The sequence below is a fragment of the Zooshikella sp. RANM57 genome, assembly GCF_050749885.1.
GTDB lineage: Bacteria > Pseudomonadota > Gammaproteobacteria > Pseudomonadales > Zooshikellaceae > Zooshikella.
The window spans coordinates 763,040-781,655 of record NZ_JBOIUB010000001.1; the positions used below are offsets into that span (position 1 = coordinate 763,040).

Sequence of the window (18,616 nt, forward strand, 5' to 3'; positions counted from 1 at the left end):
CGAAAGCTAATGATTTGAGTTGAAGAGTAGTTTTACAAAGCAGTAGTGTATTGATCATTAAATAAAGTAGTGGCTTACCTGTGTAATCAAGGGCTTAATCAAAGCGGCCTTTAAGTCGTACAGTTAAGTGATCTGCTTGTATTGAGTATTCAGTGGTATGAATCCAGTTATCGCGCTTGTCGGTCGGCCTAATGTTGGTAAATCAACATTATTTAATCGTTTAACCCGTTCTCGGGATGCTTTAGTTGCAAACTATTCAGGACTCACTCGTGACCGTCAGTATGGAGAAGGTAAACTGGGGGATCGGGATTACATTGTCATTGATACAGGTGGTATTTCTGGCAATGAAGAAGGTATTGATGCAGCAATGGCTCAACAGTCATTACAAGCTATCGAAGAAGCCGATGCTGTGTTATTCCTTGTCGATGCCAGAGTAGGACTAACCGCAGCTGATGAGATGATTGGGCAGCATTTACGTACCCGAAATAAGCCTACATTTCTGATTGTGAATAAGATTGATGGCATTGATGATGATGTTGCGAAAAGTGAGTTTTATCAACTAGGTATTGCTGAGACAGTCGGTATTGCTGCGGCGCATGGACGTAATGTCCGAGGTATGATCAATCAGGTGATGGAGTTATTTCCCAGGCCTGAAGTTGAAACGCCTCTCTTTGAGTCAGAAGAATTGCTTACAGGTGAACTATTAGCTGATAGTGACCTGCCCACTGAAGATGGTTCTATTGCTGGAGAAGGCTCCATTAAAAATGTTGAGCAATCTGTATCAGCTGAAACTGAGCACGGAACCAAAGTAGCAATTGTAGGGCGTCCCAATGTAGGGAAATCAACGCTTGTTAACCGGTTGCTGGGTGAAGAGCGGGTTGTGGTTTATGACCATGCAGGTACTACGCGAGACAGTGTATATATCCCCTTTGAGCGTAATGAGCAACGATATACCTTAATTGATACTGCAGGAGTAAGACGTCGCGGACGTGTGGCCGAGTCTATTGAAAAATTTTCTGTGGTAAAAACCCTGCAGGCTATTCGTGATGCCAATGTCGTTATTTTAGTGTTGGATGCTAGAACTGGATTAGTAGAGCAAGATCTTCACTTATTAGGGTTTGTAATTGAAACGGGTCGAGCTTTGGTCATTGCCGTTAATAAATGGGATGGCTTAGAGCAGCGCGTTAAGCAAGATATCAAAGACGAGCTTGAGTACCGGTTGGGCTTTGCAAATTTTGCCAGAATACACTTTATTTCTGCATTGCATGGGAGTGGTGTAGGTAATCTTTACGAGTCTGTTAATGAAGCGTATAAAGCAGCAACGACACGTTGGTCCAGTAATAGACTGACACGCTTACTGGAAGATGCTGTTGCAGAACATCAACCGCCTCTCGTTAATGGGCATCGTATCAAATTACGTTATGCACACTTGGGTGGTTTAAATCCCCCTCTTGTTGTTGTTCACGGAAACCAGACTGCAGCAGTACCTCAAACTTATCAGCGGTATTTGGAAAACACTTTTCGTCGTGAATTAAAGATTGTGGGATCACCTATTCAGATTGAGTTTAGGACTGGAGAGAATCCTTTTGCAGGTAAAAAGAATAAACTGACTGATAGACAAGTTGCCAAGAAAAAACGGCTGGTCCAGCATGTAAAAAAACAAGAAAAAAAGCGCAAGAAGAAAAAGAAATAATAAAGTTATACCTTAAAACAAAGGATATACATAAAAAGCTGCATACTGCAGCTTTTTTTATGCTGTGATATTTATATAGTAGATTTAAATGTAGTAAGCATAATTAATGCATTATTTTATTGAAGGCGAATAGCTAAATGTAGGGTAATCTGAGGAACCTTTGTATGTTTTTAATACTTGGTTAAACGACTGAATAAAGTCTTCTGGTATGGTTTTTTTACTAAAAATAAAATGAACTTCATTATCATGTATTGGGTAATCAATGACGGCTATTTTATCTTCGGCTCCCATTTTTTTTGCATCCAGCAAAAGCGAAAGTACCTCTCCTAAGACGCCATCAACGCGATTATGCAGTAGCATTTGCAGCCGTTTTTGATTATCGGTGTTGGAATAAAGTAAGCGTTGAAAATTTGGATTTTTTTCTATTTTTTCAAACTCAGGTCCATACCATGTACCTAAATGAAAAGACAATCTAAAGTTTTGTTTCAACATATCTTCTAGGCTGGTTAAAGGCCACTGCTCTTTAGTTGCTTTGAGTACGACGATACGCATTCTTTCGGCACGGAAAGGTGCACTGTACCAGGCAAACTTTGCACGTTTAGCGTTATAAGACGCTGGAGCAAGCACATCGAGCTTGCCCTGCTCAATCTCATGCATTGAGCGGTTCCAGGGTTGGCTACGCCACTCTATCGGACAATTCAATTGATTACTGACATGATTAAGAATTGTTACATCAAACCCAACAGGATCAAGACCACCACTAGGGTCTTTGTGCATATAGGGTGGGAGATGAATCCAAGATGAGGTTAATGTTGGTTTTACACAAGCGGCCATACCCGTGGTGGATAGGGTTGCAAGTAGCAACAACATTAAACATATTGAGATTGGCGTTTGATATTTCGTCACAATTCATAATGTTAAGGTTTGTTAATACCCATATAAGGGTAGCACAAGAATTTTGTTCTATAACTTTGTTTAAATACATAGCAAGAATTCCTTCAATAGCACTAAAACCGGCTGTTGAATAATGAAAAAATTATTGATGTATTCGTTACTTAATGCTTTTTTCTATTTGTGGAGATAGGTAAAAATAATGACTGCTTTGTATATACTAAAGTCTAATACAAATATATTTGGTTTTAATGTAAATTAACTGCAACAAGATGCTGAAAAAATCTTGATTTTATATGCGTTTAATAAAGGATCTATAAGAAAATACTTCTTTCTAGAACTAAGCTTTTTCTTTGGTAAAGGTTGTGCTTAGTTTTCTACGTGTGCCCAATAAAAAAGTGAAAAATATCTTTTTCAGGAGTAAAGGGAGCAGTTGCCATGCCATCGAGACTAATTGGCTTTATTGATATTGACAATTATAAACTTATTGACGAAGTAAATTATCTAAACGCCATTCCAAAACAGCGTGAAGAATATGATGAATTTGGTCAGGGGTACTGGAAAAATTTATCGTTGTATAACAGTAGTGGCAGGAAGGGGGATAGTCAGTATAAAAATGCTGATCAATGTTTACCTACAGAATATATGGATTTCTGCCCAGAAATTAAGCGTTTCATAGAAGAAAACTTTAGTATAGAAACATTACGCATGGTGCGTGCACGAAACTTAATTGACGGTATGGTGATTCCACATAGAGACTTTGTTGAACTCGATAAAGGGGTAAGCTATTTTAGAGTTTTTATCCCACTAGAAAATAATGAAGATTCGTACCACTCTGACAGTACAGGTGTATTTCAAATGAAACCTGGAGAAGTGTGGTATTTAGATGCAGGAATAAACCATGCTGCTATAAACTTTTCCTTTCAAAGTCGCATGTTTTTATGTCTTGACTTTATTTTTAAAGATGAGTTTAACGATAGTGATATCTTTAAATATACATCTAATGTAGTGTTTGATGTCAAGCCAACCTATAAACAACGACAAGCATTGCCTGAATCTCTTAAAGAGAGTATTGTTGACAGTATGTCACTTATTCTTAGCAAGGAAACGTTTAAGGATATATTATTTGCTTTATCAAAATATCATTTTATTTATGATATTGAAGTTGCTGAGTGCTATCAGTGGTTAATTGATGCCTGTATTAAAGGGGAGCACCAGGACTTAGAGGAGAAAGCTCGTGACTTAAAAAGGTATCTTATACATGAGCGAGCGTTAGATGAGCGCTTTTCAATAAATAATTGGACATCAAAACAAGTAGCATGACTAAATTATTAGAAAAGTTTGCGCCGATTCTCTTTTTAGTGATGTGGAGTAGTGGGGCGATTTTTGTAAAGCTGGGATTAACCAGTGCATCTGTATGGTCTTTTTTGGCGGTACGAGCAACAGGAGCATTGCTTCTGTTGCTCATCATCATCGGTATTTTTTTTCGTTCAGTATTTACAGAAATACGATATTTAACGAAGAAAGACCTTTCTAGCCTATTCATTACAGGGCTTTTGTTGCAAGGCGCGTATCAAAGTTGTTTCTTTCTGGCGATTTATTACGATTTGTCACCTGGCGTGTTGGCATTAGTACTAGGTTTGCAGCCGATGTTGACCCCCATTGTGGGAAGGGAGCAAATAGGACTATCCAAATATATTTTTCTGCTGATAGGACTTTTAGGGCTGGCAATTGCTATTGTGGGGGCACAAGATACAAGCAATATCACCGTATGGGGAATTGTGTTTGGTTTATTATCTGTACTTGCAATTACCATCGGCTCAGTACATCAAAAGCAAAGTAATCAACCGCCACTCATTTCTGCATTTTTACAATATTGTGCAGCATCTGTTTTGTTTATAACAATTATTTCTCTTGTGGGTTGGGATGCTAACATTGACACTAATTTTATCGTTGCTTCTTCATGGATGATTGTCGTAGTTTCTGTTGGCGCTGTGCTACTGTTGTTATTTATGTTGCAGAAGGATGCTGCAAGTAAGGTCAGTGTTTTATTTTACTTTGTACCCATTTTAACGATGTTGTTTGATTACCTTGTCTTTGACACCCAGTTATCATGGGTCATAGTCATTGGGACTACCACTGTACTTGCTTCAATTTATCTCTATCGATTACCGGATTCAAAGTTAATATCCATCAATACTTCAGTTAAAGACGTATAAGTGTAATTGAATGTATGATGATGGGGTATTGTAAAAAGTGGCGTTGTAGTGGTTGAATTTATTTGAGTTTGGTCAACAAACACTGGCGTAAATGAATAATTCTTATTAGAAAATACCTACTTTTAGGTACTAAGGCCATAGTATATTATACCCTTCTTAATAGCTTTTCATCATGTGCTCCCCCTGCATAGGTATGCTTCTCCAATGGTATTTTGTGATAGGTATGGCTGCCTCTTGTGGGGAAGTCTACAACCATATAGGTACAGGCATTGCTTTTTGACATGGTCATGAAATATTTAGTGATAATTCGTGTTCTCATTGATAGAGGCACAGTATGCTAGGCAATATGTTTATAGGTTTTTCACTATGGCTACACAAAAAGTAATAGAGCGTTTTAACCTGTATCAATTGTGGTAAACCGTTGACGTGAGGGTAGATTGTAGATCAGCATGGATGTTCGATTTGCACCATAGCCATGACTCATTATACTTAGCGCTAGGGTGAGTAACTGTCAATTACCTTCAGTGAAGGGTTTTTTAGGCGTGTACCCCTAAAATTTTTAATGCGTCAAAACTCCGAGCTTTTACACCTAAACCGCATTGGCATGGTGTACTGGCCGTGGTTTTTACCACTGGGTTATCAGAGAAATCTGCTAGCCTCCCGAATTTGGAAAGGTGTTTTATGCTACAAGACTCATTTGGCCGTCGTTTTTATTATTTACGGCTTTCTGTAACGGATATTTGCAACTTTCGTTGTAACTACTGCCTACCTGATGGTTTTCAATGCGACAAGTCTACTCCTGACTTTTTATCCTTAAAAGAAATAAGTGTATTTGCTAAAGCGTTTGCTATTTTGGGTACGGAGAAAATACGCCTTACAGGGGGAGAGCCTGCATTGCGACGGGAGTTACCTGAAATAATTGCGCGATGTAAACAAATAGACGGAATCAAAAAGGTTGCCGTCACTACTAATGGTTACAACTTACCTTCTGTAATAAGTTCATGGCATGACGCGGGATTGGATGCATTAAATGTCAGTATCGACAGCTTAAATCCAGCTAACTTTAAGAAAATAACAGGCCATGATCGTTTGCATAAAGTGCTTGCTGGCATTGAACGTGCACAGTCTTTGGGGATTAGCTCCATAAAGGTTAATGCTGTTCTATTAAAGAACGATAATGCCACAGAGATTGATCAGTTTATTGATTGGCTTAAAAATCAACCTGTGACGTTGCGGTTTATTGAGTTGATGCAGACCGGAGACAATGAAGCTTTTTTTAAAGCGCAGCATGTAAGTGGCGCTTCAATTATTGCAAAATTGCTAAAACAAGGCTGGCAACCCATTATTAAAACCCATGATGCGGGTCCTGCTGAAGAGTTTTGGCATCCCGACTATCAGGGGCGTATCGGCGTGATCAGACCTTACAGTAAAGACTTTTGTAAAAGCTGTAATCGTTTACGCATCTCTGCGCTTGGTAAGCTTCACTTATGCCTGTTTGCCAATGAGGGTATTGATCTAAGAGAATATGCGCAACAAGAGGATGCTGAACAGCTCGCAATGGCTATTACACATCTTATTACGCATAAAACTCCCAGTCACTTATTGCATCAAGGCCAGTCTGGCATGATTCAACACCTTTCTATGCTCGGTGGATAAGGTTAGGTGAATCATTTTCAGCTTACAGGTTTTATTAAAAAGCTTTATTGGGACTCAGTATGATTAACGTACTTTTTTTTGGACAACTACGCGAGCAGTTAGGTTGTGAACAATTAACGATTGATTTGAATAAATTACCCGTTAAAACGATTGAAGAATTAATTGAATTATTAAGTCAACGAGGAGAACATTGGCAACAATTATTGCAACAAAAAACTACATTAGTTGCGTGTAATCATGAAATGGTCAAGCGAACAACCACGATAAACACTGGAGATGAAGTTGCATTTTTTCCACCTGTCACAGGGGGATGAACATTACCGTATAAATAGTGGTTTTCTTTAGCGGTGCCCTTTAATATGCTACTTATACGGTAATCATAATGTTTAGCGAGCTCTGGCCCTCACTAATTGATAACGTCGATTCAAGTAACCGACAGGGACACTCCAAATATGGACTAAACGACTAAAAGGAAATACTAAAAATAATGTCATGCCGAGCCACACATGTAGCTTATAAATCCAGTGAACGCTTGCAATAGATACGGCTGCATCGTTTGCCTGAAAGGTGACAATTGACTGAGCCCAGCTCATTAATTTAAGCATCTCTTGCCCATCCATATGACCTGTCGATACAAAAATACTCAGTAAACCAAGTACTAGTTGAGCCAGTAATAACCAAAGAATGGTAAAGTCCATGATGTTTGTATTTGCACGAACACGAGGGTTTGTGAGGCGACGCTTAATAAGTATGATTAACCCGGCTAAGCAGATTAAACCAAAAATACCACCGAGTAACATGGCAACTAATTGTTTGAAACTGGCGGATATACCTAAGACATGCCATACGGCAGTGGGAGTCAGTAATCCCACAAAATGCCCAAGCAAGATCATAATGATACCAACATGAAATAAAATACTACCTCGCCGTAACTGGCGGCTTTCAAATATCTGGCTGGAACTGGTTTTCCACGTATATTGATCGCGATCGTAACGAATTAAGCTACCAAGAAAAAATACACTTAACGCAATATAGGGATAAATAGCAAATAACAACGTATTAATATAATTCATGGCTGCTCTCCTTCCACAGTTTGTACTGTAGATGTAGTCGGTGTTGGCGATTTCTCCTGTAGCCAGTTAACTGCTAAATAGTGGTCTTTACGCTGAGCTTCAGTAGGGCGAAATGAAGTGTGAGTGCAATGGGTTGTTTGATTATTAGCGACACTGGATAAGGCGTCTTGGTGGCCAAAGCTTATCGCTTCTTCCTCCCAGACTTTGTCTATAGCCTCTGGAGTATCGTCTTTGGCTTCGTCTGCAATTTGACGTTGTACGGCTGTTAAATCAACACTAACTTGTGCAAACGTAAGTAAGGCTTTAAATAACAGGTGATACTGACTTTCACGTTGTTGGAGACGAGCGGTTAACAGGCTGAGAATATGCGCAATATCGTGCAACCATTCGGTAGCCTGTGGTGTGCCCTGGGTTGATACAAATTCAAGATACAGCGGTAAAAAATCCGGTAATTCCTGTTTATTAAGTTGTAATCCGGCTTGATGGTACTGACCTAATAAGTTAACCATGGCTTGACCACGATCACGGGATTCTCCATAGGTATGTTCAAATAAGTGCAAGGACAGAGAGCGGCTTCGATCAAATAGCCCTTCATATTCACTTTGCCAGTCCAGTAATGGATAGGATGAGTAGTGATCAAGAAAAGACAACACATCTTGCTTAACTTTTTCGTCTAAAGAAAAGTCTTGTCGCATGAATTGATAAATTTCATCCATACCATTTGTAATATCTGGTGTGGGATAATCCAGTAGTCGAGCGAGAATAATAAGGCTTTTCATCGTTTACTCCTTCATCACTACTGGAATAATATTGCGCGATGTTGCTGTTTTGCCACCAAATAGGTTGACGTGGTTATCACCAGTACTACAGCCATTACCAAAGCTAAAACCACAACCACTTTTTAGATCATATGCATTTTCTGCATACTCTCGATGGCTGGTGGGAATAACAAAACGGTCCTCATAATTGGCAATGGCCATATAGCGGTACATGCTTTCCACAGAGGCTTCATCCAAACCGACTTGCTGGAGTACATCGTTATCATTGATTTGATCGACATGTTTAGCCCGCATGTAGGCACGCATAGCAATCATTCGTTCTAATGCTCTAATAACGGGCTTTTCATCGCCGGCCGTTAATAAATTGGCTAAGTATTTGATGGGAATACGCAATGATTTAAGGTCAGGAATTTCACCGGTTTTACCTACATAACCCGCTTCGACAGCGGTTTGAATCGGACTAAGGGGAGGGACATACCATACCATCGGTAGTGTGCGGTATTCAGGGTGCAGTGGTAAGGCAACTTGCCAGTCTATTGCCATTTTATAAACAGGGGATTGTTGAGCTGCGGTTAACCACGCTTCTGGTATGCCTTCTTGGCGAGCCGCTTTTATTACTTCTGGGTCGTTAGGATCTAAAAATAAATCACATTGCGCCTGATATAAGTCTTCCGTGTTTTCTGTACTGGCAGCGTGATGAATTTGGTCAGCATCGTATAATAAAACACCTAGATAGCGAATTCGGCCTACACAGGTTTCAGAGCATACGGTAGGTTGCCCACTTTCGATGCGAGGGTAACAAAAGATACATTTTTCTGATTTTCCGCTTTTCCAGTTGTAATAGATTTTTTTATAGGGGCAGGCTGAAACACACATGCGCCAGCCACGACATTTATCTTGATCAATCAGTACAATGCCATCTTCTTCACGTTTATAAATGGCACCACTAGGACAAGAAGCGACACAAGCCGGATTTAAGCAGTGCTCGCATAACCTTGGTAAATACATCATAAATGTATTTTCAAATTGCCCATACATGTCGGCTTGAATTTGTTCAAAGTTTTTATCGGCCCGTCGTTTGGAAAATTCTGTACCTAATATTTCTTCCCAATTAGGGCCAGATGTTATTTTTTCCATGCGTTGCCCACTGATTAATGAGCGGGGGCGTGCTGTTGGTGGGTGATTACCGGATTTAGCTTGGTGTAAATGCTGATAATCAAAATCAAAAGGTTCGTAATAATCGTCTATTTCAGGTAAAGCAGGGTTTGCGAAAATATTGGCCAGTATTTTTCGTTTACTGCCCATTTTAGGGGTAATGTCACCGTTGCTATTTCGTTGCCAGCCGCCTTGCCATTTTTCCTGATTTTCCCACTGTTGGGGATAACCTAAACCTGGCTTAGTTTCAACATTGTTAAACCAGGCGTACTCCATGCCTTCGCGGGAGGTCCAGACATTTTTACAGGTTACTGAGCAGGTATGGCAGCCAATACATTTATCAAGATTGAGCACCATGCCAATTTGTGCACGTATTTTCATGATTTTGACTCCCGTTACTCGTTATCTAGCCAGTCGACATGATGCATTTTTCTCACGACAACAAATTCATCGCGATTGCAACCAACCGTACCGTAATAATTAAAACCATACGCTTGCTGGGCATAACCACCAATCATATGAGTGGGTTTCATTACAGCGCGGGTGACAGAGTTATGAATACCTCCTCGGGTTTTTGTTAATTCTGATCCAGGGGTATTGACGATTTTTTCCTGGGCGTGATACATCATTGCCATCCCTTCAGGTACACGCTGTGAGACAACGGCACGCGCAGAAATAGCTCCGTTAATATTGAACACTTCAATCCAGTCGTTATCCTCAATACCGGCTTTTTGGGCATCTGTTTCACTTATCCAGACGATGGGACCGCCGCGGGATAGTGTCAGCATCAATAGATTGTCAGAGTAGGTACTGTGTATGCCCCATTTTTGGTGCGGGGTAATCCAGTTTAATAATATTTCTGGGTGACCATTGGTTTTTTGTTGATAGACGCCTTCTATCGTTTTTAAATTAATAGGAGGTTTATATAAACACTGGGTTTCGCCAAAATCACGCATCCATTCATGGTCTTGGTAAAACTGTTGGCGGCCAGTGATTGTCCGCCATGGAATGAATTCATGGACATTGGTATAGCCTGCATTGTAACTAACGTGTTCATCTTCTAAACCTGACCAGGTTGGTGAGGAAATAATTTTGCGAGGTTGAGCAACCACATCATGAAAGCGAATTTTTTCATCAGCTTTGGGGGTTGCTAAATGTGAGTGATCGCGTCCTGTCACTTTACTTAATGCGGCCCAGGCTTTGACGGCCACTTGACCATTGGTTTCGGGTGCAAGTGTTAAAATAACTTCAGCGGCATCAATTGCACTATTGATTTTAGGACGTTGATGACGAGGGCTATCTTCTGTATAGGTATGATTTAATTTACTTAATAATTCAACCTCAGTTGTGGTATTCCAGGAAATACCTTTGCCACCATTACCTAATTTTTCTAATAAAGGTCCCAGCGATGTGAAACGATTATAAGTATTAGGATAATCACGCTCTACGACAACCATATTCGGAGCAGTTTTTCCGGGAATTAATTCGCACTCTTTTTTCCACCAGTATTTTACGCCGAAGGGTTGTGCTAATTCAGCGGGTGTATCATGCAAAATAGGAACAGTGACTAAATCTTTTTCAACACCTAAATGACCTTTAACAACTTGACTGAACTGTTTGGCGATGCCTTTAAAAATATCCCAGTCACTACGAGCTTCCCAGGCTGGGTCAACGGCTTTGGTCAGCGGATGAATAAAGGGGTGCATGTCGGAGGTATTTAAATCGTCTTTTTCATACCAGGTGGCGGTGGGCAGCACGATGTCAGAATATAAACAGGTGGTGGACATGCGAAAATCGAGGGTAACCAGTAAATCAAGTTTACCTTCAGGAATTTCATCTCGCCAGGTAATATCCTCAGGTTTTTGACCTCCCGTTTCACCTAAATCCTTATTCATTAATCCATGGCGGGTTCCCAGTAAATGCCGAAGCATGTATTCATGACCTTTGCCTGAGGAGCCTAATAAATTCGAGCGCCAAATAAAAAGATTTCGAGGGTAATTTTGAGGGTTATCTGGATCCTCACAAGCAAACTTTAATTGGCCTGATTTTAATAGGTTGCAGGTGTAGTCTATGGGTTCCTGTTGGTGTGAGGCTGCATCACGCGTTAATTGGAGTGGATTAATACCCAGTTGTGGTGCTGAGGGTAGCCACCCCATACGCTCAGCACGGCTGTTATAGTCAATAATGGAGCCTTGCCATTTATTGGCGTTGGCTAAGGGCGAAATGACTTCCGACATGTGTAGTCTTTCATAGCGCCATTGATCTGAATGGTTGTAAAAAAAGGAAGTGCCATTCATTTGACGAGGAGGGCGCTGCCAGTCTAAAGCAAATGCCAAAGGGAGCCAGCCCGTTTGTGGTCGGAGTTTTTCTTGACCGACATAATGTGCCCAGCCGCCACCTGTTTGCCCCACACACCCACACAGCATCAGCATATTAATGAGTCCACGGTAATTCATATCCATGTGATACCAGTGGTTTAATGCGGCACCCACAATAATCATTGAGCGGCCTTGGGTTTTATCTGCAGTGCGGGCAAATTCTCGTGCTATGCGAATGACATCAGCCCGAGGAACGCCGGTAATTTTTTCTTGCCAGGCGGGGGTGTAAGGAATATCACTGTCATAATCGCTGGCCGTGTTCTCATCGTTGTAGCCATTATCAATACCGTAATTGGCAATGCTTAAATCAAATACGGTCGCGACTTTAACCTGTTTGCCATCAGCTAAGGTGATACGTTTAACAGGGACTTTTCTGGCCAGTAGCGCTTCATGCTGGGTATGTTGAAAGTAACCATGCTCGTGTTGTTGGCTACCAAAATAGGGAAATAAAACGTTGGCAAGTTCGTCATGAGCTGTTTTTAGGCTTAGCAATAGAGTGGTATTTTGACCTGTTTGACTATTAACAGGCTCTATATTCCATTTACCTTGTTCCCCCCAGCGAAACCCTATGGAACCATTGGGCGTTACGATTTGCTGCGTATCCTGATCAATGCCTACGGTTTTCCACTCAGGATTATTGTTTTGTTCTAAATTATTCGCTAAATCTGATGCTCTTAAAAAGCGACCTTGAATCAATGCCGTTTTATTACCCTGTTGATATTCATCAAGAATCACCAACATCGGCATATCGGTATAACGTCGTATATAATCCGAAAAATAGGCGCTGGGCTGTTGTAAGTGAAATTCTTTCAAAATAACGTGACCAAAGGCCATCGCCAGGGCTGCATCAGTTCCTTGTCGAGGTGCTAACCAACTGTCAGCAAATTTCGAACATTCGGAATAATCAGACGTGATGACACAGGTTTTTGTGCCTTTATAACGAACTTCAGTAAGAAAATGGGCATCAGGTGTGCGTGTTTGAGGCACATTGGAACCCCAGACAATAATGTAGTTGGCGTTATACCAATCGGCTGCTTCAGGCACATCGGTTTGTTCACCCCAAATTTGAGGGGATGCTGGCGGTAAATCGCAATACCAGTCATAAAAACTAAGACAGTTACCGCCAATAAGCGACAGGTAGCGTGCACCAGCCGCATAAGACACCATGGACATGGCAGGAATGGGAGAAAAGCCGGTAATACGATCAGGACCATACTGTTTGGCCGTATAGACATTGGCGGCAGCAATCAGGGTATTGACTTCTTCCCAACTGGCACGTACAAATCCGCCCATGCCTCGTTGTTGCTTATAACTCTTTGCAGAATTTGGGTTTTCGACAATGCTTTGCCAGGCATTAACAGGATCAGAATGCTGGTTTAATGCATCACGCCACAGCTGTAATAATTGTTTGCGAATTTTAGGGTATTTCAAACGATTAGCGCTGTACATATACCATGAATAACTGGCCCCACGAGGGCAGCCTCGTGGTTCATGGTTTGGTAGATCAGGTCGAGTTCTGGGATAATCAGTTTGTTGTGTTTCCCACGTGACAAGGCCGTCTTTAACGTAGATTTTCCAACTACAAGATCCTGTACAGTTCACGCCATGTGTTGAACGAACCACTTTATCGTGCTGCCAACGGCGACGGTAACCATCTTCCCACTGACGACTTGCCGTGGTGGTTTCACCATGTCCATTTGCAAATGTTGATTTTTTTTGCTTGAAAAACAGTAACCTGTCTAGAAAATGGCTCATTGTGAACTCCTCAACGGCAGGCTGAAATACTTAAAATAATTTTGCGAGTAACAACTTTTTCTATGCTCAAGAAATAAGTGAGCGATAGGCGCTGTCTTCTTAATTACGTTATAAAAATATTTATTTGATAAAACTAATTTCTTTCATCATTAATTGTGGCGCTTTTTTCTCATTAGGATGCTTATTCATAAGTGTAAGGAGCAGAGCATGTGGCTAATTGATATGCATCAAAGGTTTTTTCGGGAGGATAGACAGTATAGGGGCATTTGTACTCATTAAGAGGTAGAGAAAGATGGCGAAATAGTGAGTTTTTTAAGTAATATACGGCGTTTTATCGTAGTAATATGGGAAAAGTGAAACGTTGTGGTTTTTTGGTGGTATATCCATCGTAGTAGAGTGTATATTTAATAATACTTAAGTAGGAAAAAATAAAATGCTACAGCACTTTCAAAAATCGATCACTTTTCGTATGAGTGCCATTATGACCATGTTGGTATTGTTGTCATTGGTTACGATAATTGCATCTTATTTTATTTCAGAAAGTACTGATCAAGATGCTGAAGCTGTCAATATAGCAGGATCATTACGTATGCAAAGCTATAGGTTGTTGAATGTCGTGGTACGTAATGCAGTAGTGATGCAAGTAAGACAACCTATTAATCAGTACCTAGATGATTTTAATCAAAGTTTAACGGCTCCAGCTTTATTACAAGCACTTGATGATGAAAACTCATTATTAAGTAAACAATATACTGTCGTCAAACAGCATTGGTTTGATGATATAAAAAGGCAACTTGAAAAAGAAAATTATAAGACCCCTCTACAGCTTGATAAATTACAGAATAAAGTAGAAGTATTTGTCGAAGAAATTGATCAGTTGGTTAACTTGTACCAGCATTTGGCAGAAAGGAAAATTGATACACTACGACTTATTCAAATAATTGCATTGTTTTCCATTGTGTCATTAGCCTATTTTTCAGTAAAAATTTTAAACAAGCACGTTACACGGCCTTTGCAACAATTAACATATTGTGCACGAAAGATTGGTGAGGGGGATTTTTCACAGAATATTGATTTGAATCACGACGACGAGCTTGGCTTATTAGCGAAAACCATCAATACCATGTGTATTGATATTTCGCAAATGTATAGCCATCTGGAACAACGTGTGACAGAAAAAACAGAAGCATTAAACAGGAGTAATCAAACACTGAATTTTCTTTATCAGGTTGCTTGTGATATTAATGAAAAAAGTAAAAGTCATTTTTCATTTGATTATTGGCTAGCAAGTTTGTCTGATGTTATCAATGTGGATGCAATAGATATATGTTTGAAAACCTCCGATGCACAGATACCTTATGAGCATTTTAGCACCCATTCTTCTGCTAACACTTGTCGTCCAGTCGATTGCGAGCAGTGTCTGTCTGCTGAAGGTAACTTTGTAACACCTGCCGATTGCCCTAAAATTCACTATCCATTAATAAAAGATAATAATCATTATGGTGTGTTAGTGTTTACCTTAAACGCTCACTGTGAGCTGGAAGCATGGCAGCATCAAGTGATAAAGTCATTTGCCAGTCAAGTTGCTGTAGCACTGAGTCTGAGAGGACAATTGCATCAGGAAAGGCGAATGGCATTAATGAATGAGCGAACGGTGATTGCGAGAGAGCTACATGATTCTATTGCACAGGCACTGTCTTATTTAAAGATTCAAGTGACACGTTTAAAACGCGCTTTACCTGAAGAGCAGCAACCGCCTCATATTGTGGATATTGTCACTGAATTAAGAGAAGGTATTACATCGGCCTATCAACAACTGAGAGAATTATTAACAACATTTCGTCTACAAATTCCGGAGCAGGGGTTATCGGCGGCTTTAGAACAAACTGTTAAACAAGCCATTGAACAACAGCCAAATTTCAATATTAATCTGGACTATCAAATTCACCATTTACCATTGACACCAAATGAAGAAATACATTTATTACAGCTAATACGAGAAGCTGTACAGAATGCCCTACATCACTCACAAGGCAATTGTATACGAATATCATTGGATTTAAATAATCATCAGCATATTAATATTTCGATTGTGGATAATGGAATAGGTATTAAGGATTATCCAGACAAACTCAACCATTATGGTTTAGCGATTATGCGTGAACGAAGTCGACACTTGAAGGGAGTGCTAGAAATTAAACGCTTAAAAGAGGGAGGAACAGGGGTTTTCTTTGAGTTTACACCTGACTGTTTGCAAGAAAAAAAGTAGACTTTTCATTTTTTAAATAATTGTCAGCAAAGGGGGAAAGCTTTACTGACAATATACTCTTTACTATACCCAATACGAAGGGTTATATAGATCAAGGGTTGTAAAACTCGCCGCTTTTCCGTAGGTAAAACCAGTAATTGATAATGACACAAACAGCATAGAATATTGCAAACCCAATGAGGGCTACTTCGGGTGTGGTTGCGGTAATTTGTTCGCCAATAACTTGTGGTATATAGAAAGCACCATAAGCGGCTACTGCAGAAGTCCATCCTAACACGGGGCCTGCTTGCTCTTTAGGAAAAACCATGGCAATGGTACGAAATGTTGAACCATTTCCTATGCCCGTTGCAGTGAACAAAACAAGGAATAAAATAAAGAAGGGAATAAAGTAGTTTTCGGGTGTTGCAGCGTTATAAGCTGCCTGCATGTAATAGGCGACACCCAGCGCGCTGATGACCATAATAATAGAGCAGAACTGTGTTACTATTGCTCCACCTATCTTATCTGCTATCCAGCCCCCTACGGGACGAATAAGCGCACCAATGAAAGGTCCCATCCAGGCATACATGAGTGCACTTGGACCATTAGGATTTGCAGTATCATGGGTCATCTGACCATCAACCATGATATGGCTATACCCAAATATGACTTTTATCGCTAAAGGGAAAGCCGCGGCGTAACCAATGAAGCTGCCAAAAGTCATGGTATAAATAATACTCATGATCCAGGTATGTTTATTATTAAATATTTTATACTGACGGGATAAGCTTGTTTTAATTTGTCCAGGCAAACTTTTTAACGCAAAAACGGTTGCCGTGATCACGCCAATAAGTACAATTTCTTTTGGAACACCCCAACCAGAGCCGTTAGCAGACTCTGGTAGCATTAACCATAATCCTAAACTTGCGGTTAGAAAGCCGATGATAAACATAAAGGTGATTTTGGTGAATGCACTTGATGTACTGCCTATATCTGGCGACACTTCGGGAGTACACAAATTGTTCATACCAAACCAGCCTAGAAAAGCGAGGGGGATCAGGAGCAGCAGCCAAACATAGCCAGCATTTTGTATCCATGTCTCCGAACCCGCAGCAATTTTTCCTATCAGAGTACCTGAGCCATTGATTAATACCATAGGTTCACCTCCGAGTGCTCCAAATGCACCAAAGGTCATGAATAACGGCACGATGATTTGCATTGTCGTGACGCCGAAGTTGCCGAGTCCTGCATTAAGGCCAAGTGCAAGGCCTTGCTTCTTTTTAGGAAAGAAAAAGCTAATATTTGACATTGAAGAAGCAAAATTACCACCTCCGATACCCGATAAGAGCGCTAAAAACTGAAATATCCAGAGGGGAGTATTTTTATCCTGTAAAGCCATTCCAGTTCCTAAAGCAGGAATAATTAACAAAGATGTTGTGAAGAAAATAGTATTTCGCCCACCACATAAACGAATAAAAAAACTACTGGGTATACGTAATGTTGCGCCTGTTAAGCCGGCAATAGCCATCAGAGTGAAAAGTTCAGCTTTAGCTATAGGAAAGCCTAAATTTAACATCTGAACGGTAATAACTCCCCAATATAACCAAACAGCAAAGCCAGATAATAATGATGGAATCGAAATCCACAGGTTCCTCGTTGCAATATTTTTGGCTGAGTTTTCCCATTGTTGGGTATCTTCAGGGTTCCAATGTGATATATCAGTCATAGCAATCTCCCCCATTAATGAGGCGTGACGAAATGTAAATTGACTATGAGTGGATGGTGAGTATGGAACAATGCCTAGAAGGGGGTAGATCGCATTTCTCATTTTCAAAATATAGAATGCATTTCTTTTTACATAAGCAATACGTTAAAAAGGCCGTATTACTGCGGGTAGAGCGTAATGTGTTAATTTGATAATATGTAAAGCATACTTAAAAATACTTACTAAGGGGTATAAAAACTATTCACATAAGGGATAAGGTCCCTTATCGACTATAATCGTTATTAGTCATAATGCTGATGTAGATCAAAAATTAGTCATCACTTAAATGTAAAGTTTTATGACAAATTTGGACGATAAATATTATACCCATAAAAAAATGCCTAGAGATCAACGTAATGTCTTCTGAAGTTGCTACTATTTTAATGGTTGACGATCATCCATTGTTTAGGAAAGGATTAAAACAGTTACTCGAACTAGAGGATAGTCTAAAAATTATTGCTGAGTGTAGTAGGGGACAGGATGCTCTTGAGATTGTAAAAAATAATGAACCTGATTTAATTTTATTAGACTTGAATATGCAGGGCTTAGATGGTTTGGAAACACTCCGAATGATGAGAGCGCAGGGGGTTACTGCACGTATCATAATGCTTACGGTTTCTGATAACGATGCGGATGTTATTCATTGTATTCGGGCGGGAGCGGATGGTTACTTATTAAAGGATATGGAGCCTGAAGATATTCTCGATAAAATAAAACAAGTCGTTTTGGGAAGGATGGTGATTAGTGAACGCTTAGCCGAAGTGTTGGCAACGGCACTGCGCAAGCCAGATCGTTCTGATGATAACCTGTTGGCAACACTCACCAGTCGAGAGTATGAAATACTTATGCGAATTGCCCAAGGCTATAGTAATAAAATTATTGCACGAGAGTTGGGTATTTCTGATGGAACGGTTAAAGTCCATGTAAAACATCTTTTAAAGAAGTTGAATATGCGTTCACGAGTTGAAGCTGCTGTATGGATGGTGAATAAACAAAAAAATTAA

At 40.1% G+C, this 18,616-nt stretch carries 13 protein-coding genes and 1 riboswitch; of the genes, 7 read left to right on the forward strand and 6 right to left on the reverse strand.

What is annotated here, in order from left to right:
- Positions 1-157 precede the first annotated feature (157 nt).
- Positions 158-1,693: a ribosome biogenesis GTPase Der gene (gene der, locus ACQ96U_RS02940; protein ID WP_431719734.1), complete on the forward strand. Its 1,536-nt coding sequence runs from the start codon at positions 158-160 to the stop codon at positions 1,691-1,693.
- A 111-nt stretch (positions 1,694-1,804) separates the two neighbouring features.
- Here the strand turns inward: der and ACQ96U_RS02945 are convergent, their stop codons facing one another.
- Positions 1,805-2,563, reverse strand: coding sequence for a substrate-binding periplasmic protein (locus ACQ96U_RS02945; protein ID WP_431719735.1), 759 nt, complete (start codon positions 2,561-2,563; stop codon positions 1,805-1,807).
- A 459-nt stretch (positions 2,564-3,022) separates the two neighbouring features.
- Between ACQ96U_RS02945 and ACQ96U_RS02950 the strand changes: the two genes are divergently transcribed.
- The 4 genes from ACQ96U_RS02950 (at position 3,023) to moaD (ending at position 6,773) form a co-directional block, all read left to right on the forward strand.
- Complete coding sequence (locus tag ACQ96U_RS02950) at positions 3,023-3,907, forward strand: aspartyl/asparaginyl beta-hydroxylase domain-containing protein (RefSeq protein WP_431719736.1); 885 nt, start codon at positions 3,023-3,025, stop codon at positions 3,905-3,907.
- A complete protein-coding gene (locus tag ACQ96U_RS02955; protein ID WP_431719737.1) occupies positions 3,904-4,803 on the forward strand; it encodes a DMT family transporter in 900 nt (299 codons plus the stop codon). Before ACQ96U_RS02950 ends, ACQ96U_RS02955 begins: the two co-directional genes overlap by 4 nt.
- A gap of 561 nt (positions 4,804-5,364) precedes the next feature.
- Positions 5,365-5,496, forward strand: a riboswitch (molybdenum cofactor riboswitch).
- Complete coding sequence (gene moaA / locus ACQ96U_RS02960; protein WP_431719738.1) at positions 5,485-6,459, forward strand: GTP 3',8-cyclase MoaA; 975 nt, start codon at positions 5,485-5,487, stop codon at positions 6,457-6,459. It overlaps the preceding riboswitch by 12 nt.
- A gap of 59 nt (positions 6,460-6,518) precedes the next feature.
- Positions 6,519-6,773, forward strand: coding sequence for a molybdopterin converting factor subunit 1 (gene moaD / locus ACQ96U_RS02965; protein WP_431719739.1), 255 nt, complete (start codon positions 6,519-6,521; stop codon positions 6,771-6,773).
- Positions 6,774-6,845: 72 nt separating this feature from the next.
- On the opposite strand, the gene narI is transcribed toward moaD, so the two are convergent.
- From narI to ACQ96U_RS02985, 4 genes are read right to left on the reverse strand one after another with little or no spacing between them, the layout of a single operon-like run.
- Complete coding sequence (narI, locus tag ACQ96U_RS02970) at positions 6,846-7,532, reverse strand: respiratory nitrate reductase subunit gamma (RefSeq protein ID WP_431719740.1); 687 nt, start codon at positions 7,530-7,532, stop codon at positions 6,846-6,848.
- Entirely contained in the window at positions 7,529-8,311 is a 783-nt protein-coding gene (gene narJ / locus ACQ96U_RS02975; RefSeq protein ID WP_431719741.1) for a nitrate reductase molybdenum cofactor assembly chaperone, read from the reverse strand. Before narJ ends, narI begins: the two co-directional genes overlap by 4 nt.
- Positions 8,312-8,314: 3 nt before the next feature.
- On the reverse strand, positions 8,315-9,847 hold the full coding sequence (narH, locus tag ACQ96U_RS02980; protein WP_431719742.1) for a nitrate reductase subunit beta: 1,533 nt from the start codon (positions 9,845-9,847) through the stop codon (positions 8,315-8,317).
- Positions 9,848-9,861: 14 nt separating this feature from the next.
- Positions 9,862-13,599 (reverse strand): nitrate reductase subunit alpha, encoded by a 3,738-nt coding sequence (locus ACQ96U_RS02985; RefSeq protein ID WP_431719743.1) that lies wholly within the window; start codon positions 13,597-13,599, stop codon positions 9,862-9,864.
- A 433-nt stretch (positions 13,600-14,032) separates the two neighbouring features.
- On the opposite strand from ACQ96U_RS02985, the gene ACQ96U_RS02990 reads away from it, so the two are divergent.
- Positions 14,033-15,868, forward strand: coding sequence for a histidine kinase (locus ACQ96U_RS02990; RefSeq protein WP_431719744.1), 1,836 nt, complete (start codon positions 14,033-14,035; stop codon positions 15,866-15,868).
- Positions 15,869-15,959: 91 nt separating this feature from the next.
- Here ACQ96U_RS02990 and ACQ96U_RS02995 read toward each other — a convergent pair whose 3' ends face one another.
- On the reverse strand, positions 15,960-17,573 hold the full coding sequence (locus ACQ96U_RS02995) for an MFS transporter (protein WP_431719745.1): 1,614 nt from the start codon (positions 17,571-17,573) through the stop codon (positions 15,960-15,962).
- Between the two features lie 395 nt (positions 17,574-17,968).
- Between ACQ96U_RS02995 and narL the strand changes: the two genes are divergently transcribed.
- Positions 17,969-18,616 carry a two-component system response regulator NarL gene (narL, locus tag ACQ96U_RS03000; RefSeq protein ID WP_431719746.1) on the forward strand — a complete coding sequence of 216 codons (648 nt, stop codon included), beginning with the start codon at positions 17,969-17,971 and terminating at the stop codon, positions 18,614-18,616.